Annotated in this window: 7 protein-coding genes; 1 reads left to right on the top strand and 6 read right to left on the bottom strand. The window is 64.1% G+C overall.

What is annotated here, in order from left to right; all coding sequences use genetic code 11:
• The 3 genes from AX703_RS02880 to copC all read right to left on the bottom strand — a co-directional run.
• Positions 1-1,700: NAD-dependent epimerase/dehydratase family protein (locus tag AX703_RS02880; RefSeq protein WP_156451876.1), on the bottom strand; the 1,700-nt coding region annotated here is incomplete at its 3' end.
• A 249-nt stretch (positions 1,701-1,949) separates the two neighbouring features.
• Complete coding sequence (gene copD / locus AX703_RS02875; RefSeq protein ID WP_004212957.1) at positions 1,950-2,876, bottom strand: copper homeostasis membrane protein CopD; 927 nt, start codon at positions 2,874-2,876, stop codon at positions 1,950-1,952.
• A gap of 4 nt (positions 2,877-2,880) precedes the next feature.
• On the bottom strand, positions 2,881-3,249 hold the full coding sequence (copC, locus tag AX703_RS02870; RefSeq protein ID WP_062342528.1) for a copper homeostasis periplasmic binding protein CopC: 369 nt from the start codon (positions 3,247-3,249) through the stop codon (positions 2,881-2,883).
• A gap of 223 nt (positions 3,250-3,472) precedes the next feature.
• Here copC and AX703_RS02865 point away from each other — a divergent pair, with 223 nt between their 5' ends.
• Complete coding sequence (locus tag AX703_RS02865) at positions 3,473-4,456, top strand: NAD(P)/FAD-dependent oxidoreductase (RefSeq protein WP_231735332.1); 984 nt, start codon at positions 3,473-3,475, stop codon at positions 4,454-4,456.
• Between the two features lie 363 nt (positions 4,457-4,819).
• On the opposite strand, the gene AX703_RS02860 is transcribed toward AX703_RS02865, so the two are convergent.
• From AX703_RS02860 to AX703_RS02850, 3 genes are all read right to left on the bottom strand, one after another.
• Positions 4,820-5,572: a DUF2231 domain-containing protein gene (locus AX703_RS02860; RefSeq protein WP_231735330.1), complete on the bottom strand. Its 753-nt coding sequence runs from the start codon at positions 5,570-5,572 to the stop codon at positions 4,820-4,822.
• A 151-nt stretch (positions 5,573-5,723) separates the two neighbouring features.
• Positions 5,724-6,173, bottom strand: a complete 450-nt coding sequence (locus AX703_RS02855) for a DUF411 domain-containing protein (RefSeq protein WP_062342522.1) — start codon at positions 6,171-6,173, stop codon at positions 5,724-5,726.
• 60 nt (positions 6,174-6,233) lie between these two features.
• Positions 6,234-6,608: a DUF305 domain-containing protein gene (locus AX703_RS02850; RefSeq protein WP_062342520.1), complete on the bottom strand. Its 375-nt coding sequence runs from the start codon at positions 6,606-6,608 to the stop codon at positions 6,234-6,236.
• Positions 6,609-7,130 lie beyond the last annotated feature (522 nt).

Raw genomic sequence — 7,130 nt, 5'->3', positions numbered from 1 at the left:
CCCGCCATGCTCATGCCCGGCATCATCGGCACGAGCACCGACAGGGCGATCACGGCCGAGCCGATGAGCAGGTTGTTGTTGTACTGAGCGGCGCTCGGGCTCCAGAAGATCAGCGGGGCGAAGAACAGCCAGATTCCGACGAACGCGACCGCCCACTGCGCCCATGTCTTGGTGCGCGGAACGAGCGACAGCGCGCCGAACAGCACGATGGCGAGGCCGCTGACGACATCGCTGATGGCCAGCGCGTTCGCCCGCCACTCGATCGACGGCAGCCCGCGATCAATAGTTACGAAGCGCGCCGCCTCGCCGACACTGTGAGTGGTCACGGAGTCGTAGATAAGCGGGCTGGAGGCGAGCCACAGCCCAAGACCGATGTTTGCGTAAAGAGCCCAGCGCGCACGGCGCTCGTCGCGGTCCATTATGGCCATGTGATCGCCGTGTGCACCGTGACCGGTCATCGCCATGTCCGCCGCGCCAGGTCGGTGCCCCATGGCAGCATGGTCCATGCTGCTATGGTCCGCAGCCCCGTGATCCATGTCGGCCATTCCACCGCCTGCCGCTGCGGGTTGTTGGCCCGGCGCTACAGGTTCGGCCTTTAGCTTATCGTGCCAGGCAACCAGATTCTCGTTAAGCTTGTTGTTCCGATACCAGGCCCGCGGGTGGCGCTTCAGCGCGGCGACGATCGTCGGCAGCGTGTCCCGGAGGCGATGCTTCGGTTCCCAACCGAGCAGCAAGCGGGCGCGTGAAATATCGAGGATATAGTGGTCGTTGCTGCTGTCGATCATCCAGGGCTGGATGAAGTCGTCGCTGCCGAGCGCTTCGTTCTGCAGGATGATCCCGGCTTTCGCGAGCGGCTGCGGAATCCGGATCGTCTTCCAGCCCTCGCCGTGGAGCGCCTCGCCGACGATGTCCTGGATCTCGGCATAGCCGGGTGCGTCGGGCTCGCCGATGAGCAGCGGCAGTTCTGACGGCAGTTCGTGCCGCCGATCGACCAGACGCAGCACGGCGTCAGCCAAGTCGTCGCGGTGCACCGATGACTGCGCCGCACACAGCATGCCGGGATAAAAATGCGAAATCAGGCGGTGCTCGTAAATCTGCGATATCTGCTGCGCGAGAAAAGCCGAGCGTCCGTCGTCGTCGTAAACTCCGGCGGCGCGCATATAAACGACGGGGATGTTTCCGTGGCGCTCATGCAGCAATGTCTCGGCGTCGACCTTGGACTGCGGATAGGCCCAGGACGCGCCGATCGGCGAGTCCTCGTTGATGCGCTCGTCGGGTGTGGGGGTCGGCTTATGAACGAGCATCGTGCTGGCGAAGACGAATTGTCCGACTTCGAACGATTGCAGCCCGTCAATCAGCCGGCGGGTGCCCTGCACGGTGACCTTGTCGTAGAGCGGATTGGGGTCACCCGTGATATCATAATAGGCGGCGAGGTGGATCACCGAGGCGATGCGGTTGCCGTACCGTGCGCGCACCTCGTCAAGCGCAACTCGGACCGCTTCGTCTGACCCGAGGTCTATGTCGATCGCCGCCGCGGGCGGCGGTGGGTCGGGAGGGCCGGCGCGATCAAGGCCGACGACCGTGTAGCGCTCGCCGAGCTGGGCAATCAGCGCTGCGGCGATAAAACCGCTCGCACCCGTGATGAGGACGACTTCGCCACCCTGGCCGCTGCCGGCTTCACTGCGTTTGCCATCGGTCATGACTTTGCCACCCTTGTTCATTCATCTCTGAAAACACTGACAGGCCCACCCGGACCAACCCTCTCGCACGCCCAGCTTTGCAGCGCGACGCGGCCTTCCCGCAAGCGCCTGTGGGCGACTTAGGGCGTCGGACACGTAAGCTCAGTCCAAGCGGGGGGTGTCTTGGGAGGCGAGGGTTAAGCCGCGTAAGTGGGTAAAAGAAGGTGGAAGGCCTGAGCGGCGCTTGCGTGGACGGTTGGTCCATAGCGCTTACATGCCCGACGCGGGTGGCGCGAGGGTGCCTAGCCATGCCACGAGCGCCAGGATGCCGATCACGCAGGCTGTCTCGACCGCAAGGCTGACCCGCAGCGCCGTAAGCGCCCCGCCATGGTCGTTCATGGCAATCGAGCGCTCGAAGGCCGGCGTGAGGCGGAACCGATTGAGCGAAGCGAGCCCCAGCATCGCTGCGAACAAAACCAGCTTGGCGAGCAGCAGCAGGCCGTAGAGCGTCGTCCCCAAGGCCGCGAAATTGGCTGGGCCGACGAGCAGCCAGCTGTTGATCAAGCCGGTGACCACCAGGGTAACAACCACGAGCGTGCCGACGGCGCCGAACCCATGCAGGGCGCGATGGGTCAGCCGAAGGTGCGCGGCATCGATCTCCTCGGTGCGACGCGTCAACAGGAGAAGCAATCCGAACAGCGCGCCGACCCATATACCGCCTCCCAAGAGGTGGAGGATGTCCGCACCGAGGTGAAGCCATCCGGTGCTTCCCTCGTCCATGGCGCCGTGCCCGTTCCACGCGAGTGTCGCCAATGCCGCGGCGGCGGCAATCATGGCGATAGCCAGCCACGATGCTCTGCCTCGCGCCAGCAGGGCTGCACCGACGGCGATGACCAGCGCCACCATACGCACCTTCCAGGCGGTGCCAACCGGTGGCCCCCCGAGCAGCGCGGCCACCGCTGCCTGGTCGATCGGCCAGAATGCAGAACCGGCCATCGCCGAGGCCATAAGGATCAGGCCAACGGCTGAGAGCAGCAACCCGAGCGCTGCGCTTGCCGTGAGCCAAGGCCGCAGCGCGATGGCATCATCGCGCTCGCCAAGACGAAGACCATAGAGGCTGAAGGCCGACAGGCCGAACAGCGCCGCCAGGACCAGGTATAACGCCAAGCGGATGGCGACGGTCGGCCAGTCGAGCATTCGCTCACTTCACCGTGAAGTTGTAGCTGCCGGTGATTTTGTGTGTGTCGCTAGAGACGACCTGCCAGTCGACGCTGTAGCGCCCACGCGGGAGACGCTGCTTCGGGGTGATCGTGAGCGTCCGGCCATCGGCGCCGACTGCGGCGCTGCTGGCCATTTTCATCGCCGCCATGCCGGGCATCGCGGCCATGGTAAGGTCGGCCTTGGAGAAAGCCGGCACGAGTTTCTCGCTGAACTGGAGGCTGATCTTCTCGGGGGTCGCAACCGCCGCGTTGGCGGCGGGGCTGGCGGACACCAGCTTCGGGTGCGCGTTCGCCACGCCGCCTGCGAAGAACAGGGCGGCGGCGGCAGTCGGGATGAACAAGCGGCGCATTAGGGCAATCTCCATTTCAATTGGGCTCACCTGTATTACGCAGCCGGACGGTTCACCCCTCACGATCTTTTTTCGTGCCGACGCGCTGCCCTCGATGAGGGGTCTGCGGCACCGGCGCGTATTCAGAAGGGAGCATGGAGCGCTTTCTCACTGCGTCTCCCTTCGAACGAACTGTGGCCGCGGGCCCGACGGGCGCATGCGCGGGGTAATGATGAGGTTGCGGTTGACCAATCAAGGCTGGACTGGCGACCCCGAGGAGGTCATCGACTGTTTGGTTGTGGGCGGCGGTCCAGCGGGCCTCACGACCGCGATCTATCTGTCTCGGTTTCTCAGGAGCTGCGTCGTCTACGACGCAGCGGCGGGGCGCGCCGCCACCATCCCGCGCTCGCACAACCTGCCAGGATTTCCCGGCGGCATTTCCGGCGTCACGTTTCTTGCGCGCCTGCAGGCTCAGCTGCACGAATATGGCGGTACGGTCCAGAGCGGCGAGATCGACGCAATCGTCGCGTCAGGCGACCACTTCTCGGCAAGCTGCGAACTTAACGTCCTGCGCGCGCGGACCGTTGTCCTCGCTACCGGTGTCGTCAATCAACGTCCAGAGATGCCCGATGCAATGCATGACATCGGCGTGGCGCGTGGGCTTCTCCGCTATTGCCCGATCTGCGATGGTTATGAGGCCCGGCGGATGAACGTGGCGGTGCTCGGCGGCAGTGGTCATGGCGCTGAAGAAGCTGAATTCCTGAGGGCTTATGGGGCCAAGGTCACGCTTCTGGCTGAGCGCTCGCTCGATCTCGGGCCGACCGAACTTGCCAAGCTGAACCAGCAGGGCATCGATGTCGCCCCCTCGCCTGTCGAGCAGCTGCGTCTTGGCGACTGTGTCGAGGTGCGGTTGGCCAATGGCCTGGAGCTGCAATTCGACACGCTTTACCCCGCGCTCGGCTCGTCGCCTCGGACGCGGCTCGCGTCTTTGCTGGGGGCGCAGCTCAGCGGATCAGGCTGCGTTCTGACCGACGCCCACCAGCGAACCTCGGTTGCTGGCCTCTTCGCGGTCGGCGACGTGGTGGAAGGGCTCGATCAGATCAGCGTTGCAACCGGACAAGCAGCGGTCGCTGCGACCGCAATTCATAACCTGCTGCGCGACCGCGACAGCGGATTGTCATCCGCCATCGCCGGGCTCTGTCCCGCTCGGAGCGTACCGCCGACGTAGCGCGAGCCATTGGCGGTGCAACGAGCGAAAACCGCCAACCCAGCGCCGGTCGCCGGCTCGCTTGTCATCTTCTTTTCGCGCTATTCGTCTCCACACGACGATCGGCGACACGGCCTTTCTCCGTTTCGATGATCCCGCACCACGATCGCGTGGATCGCGCGCGAGTGCATCGCGACAGTGTGCTATTACCAGCGCCGGGGGATTGCTCGACACGCCCGAGCGGCCAAGCGGGGGCCGGGATCGCCGGCGGCATCCGACGCTATGCTCAAAAGGCCTATGGGCATGAAGGTCGGCGCTGTCGCATTTCGTCGCATTCCTTTGAGCCGCGCCAACACGCGACCGCCTATCGAGCGTCGGGTCCACTCAGAACGCCAAGTGGTTTATTCCGCCATGCATGAAGGTTCCGCCGAGGAATCCCTGGATCGAGATCGCGAGCGTCATCAGGCCAAGCACCACCCAGTACAGTGTCCGCGACCGCTCGGGAACCTTGCGGTGGCGCGCCGCCATCCAAGCGAGCGCGACGCCGAAGACGGCTATGGCGGTGCCGAGCCAACGGTGGGTCATGAGGATCGGGTTGCGATCGGTCAGGTAAAATCCACCCGCAAACCAGCCGAGGAACGCGGCCACGATCGCGCCTAGCGCGCCGACTACCAACATGATGTGGGCGACATGCTGGTAATCGCGGTTGCGACGCCACAGGCCGAAAAGTTCGACGCCGAACGCGCCGATGAACAGCGCGATCGGAAAATGGATCACCATCGTGTGCACACGACCAAGCCAGCTGACCAGTCGCTGCCCAAACGTCTTGTTCTTGTTCGCGGTCTCCTCGTGCATGCCGCCCATGTCCATGTCGTCACCGGCGATGTCGCGGCCACCCATGTTCATGTCCGCGGTCGACATAGAGCCCATGCCCATATGGCCGTCGCCAGCGTCCGCTCCGTCTGCTTTCGGCGTCTCGGCTGTGCTGTTAGCGGCCGGCCCGGGACCGGCCCCAAGCGCATCGTGATCTTCGTGCGCCGATGCCGACGTGCTTACTGACATTGCAACAGCAAGGAGCAGAGCGAAGGCCCCGCCTCGTTTACCGCTCATCACCCAACCCCCTTGATCCGTGTTCATCCATTCCCGTTTACGCACGGGCCGTCTTCCGCCCTCACCCGCGTATTCGCTTTCCTGTGAGACTTTTCGTCTACTCTTCTAGACGAACTGGACGGAGGAGCTACGCTGGCTGGGCGACCGCGTCTTGTCTCCCGCCGTAAAAAACCGCCGATCAGCTGCCGTGGCGGGCGAACAGGCGGCGCCCGTTGGGGCCGAAGGCGACCACGTCATAGGCCTGCGCCTTGGCGCCCGGCACTTCCATTCCCGGCGAACCAAGCGGCATGCCGCCGACTGCGAGGCCCCGTACGCCCTTGGGCCGGGTCGCGAGAACCCGCTTCATGTCGGCGATCGGCACGTGGCCCTCAAAAGCCATGCCATCGGCGATTGCGGTGTGGCAGGACGAGACGTCCGCGGGAACCCCTGCGCGCTTTTGCAGCGCCGAGCGGTTGGAATCATCGACGACGCGCACCTGGCGCCCGAGCTGCCGCTGCACCTGCGCCGCCCACTTGGCACAACAGCCGCAGCCGGGGTCGCGGTGCATGACGATCGGGGTGGCCGCGCTGACGGCAACCGGAACCAACAAGGCTGCGGCAGTCAGCGCGGATCGCAAAGCTATCTTCATCGAAAAACTCCTTGGTCGAACCTCCCGCTCCCTCGGCGGGGGCGGGACGAACGAGGCTTATTACTGAGGACGCTTGCCCATAGACCGGAGCATCGCCTGGAGTTCACCGATGCTCTTGTTCTGCTCGGCAATCGATTTTTGAGCCATTTGCCGGGTCTTCGCATCGGGTGCCTGGCGGAGCACGATCTGTGACATGGCGATCGCGCCGCGGTGATGCTCGATCATCTTGCGGGCCCAGGTCTCGGTCGCATCGGTGCCAACGGCCGACATCATCTTACGATGCATCTCCATTTCGGCACGCGGGTATGGATTGGCGGGTGTCGGTTTCATCATGCCCGTGTCGGAGTGGCCCATCTTGCCATGATCCATGCCGTGCATGGCCTCCTGGGCGAGGACCGGGCCGGCGGCCAGCAGTAAGAGGGGAGCGAACGCCATTCCTGATCTTTTCATCACCGTCTCCTTTGTTGCCCCTAGGTAATACGCACCGTGAAGGCGGAGCCCTCACGGTTGGGGGGAAACGGCGTAACCCACCACATCTGCAAAAGGTGCCCGGAACCAAGTGGGCGCACCCGGACAGATCAGTTGCAACCAATGCTGGACGACGCCCACCGAGGAGGCGGCAGGTGCCATCCGTTTGGCGAGGTACGGACAAATCAACGACGGTCCCGGGGGATCTACTCAAACCGACAGTCGCTGCGAACAATACGTATACCGAGCTTGGACCAGGGACCATACTCCTGAAGGCGAAGAAACAAAGTCTTCCCCTCGAGAGATCGAGCGGCAGTGTTCAACACTTCTCAGAGGAGTCCAAGATGATCAAGAACTCCATCATGGTTGCGCTCGCCGGCATCTCGATGCTCGCAGCGGTCCCTTCATTCGCTCAGGGTATCGGACATACCTTCTTCATGCGCGGCTCGATCGTCGACACGGGCAGCAACGGCACGGTCGTCTGCATCG

The organism is Novosphingobium sp. CCH12-A3, assembly GCF_001556015.1.
Classification (GTDB): domain Bacteria; phylum Pseudomonadota; class Alphaproteobacteria; order Sphingomonadales; family Sphingomonadaceae; genus Novosphingobium; species Novosphingobium subterraneum.
Note: the sequence above shows the minus strand (reverse complement) of the source record. Positions and strands in the feature narration are given on the sequence as shown.

Coding starts and splice junctions, on each gene's coding strand:
- copD (WP_004212957.1), bottom strand. CDS start 2,876: ATGCTCGACTGGCCGACCGTCGCCATCCGCTTGGCGTTATACCTGGTC.
- copC (WP_062342528.1), bottom strand. CDS start 3,249: ATGCGCCGCTTGTTCATCCCGACTGCCGCCGCCGCCCTGTTCTTCGCA.
- AX703_RS02860 (WP_231735330.1), bottom strand. CDS start 5,572: ATGAACACGGATCAAGGGGGTTGGGTGATGAGCGGTAAACGAGGCGGG.
- AX703_RS02855 (WP_062342522.1), bottom strand. CDS start 6,173: ATGAAGATAGCTTTGCGATCCGCGCTGACTGCCGCAGCCTTGTTGGTT.
- AX703_RS02850 (WP_062342520.1), bottom strand. CDS start 6,608: ATGGCGTTCGCTCCCCTCTTACTGCTGGCCGCCGGCCCGGTCCTCGCC.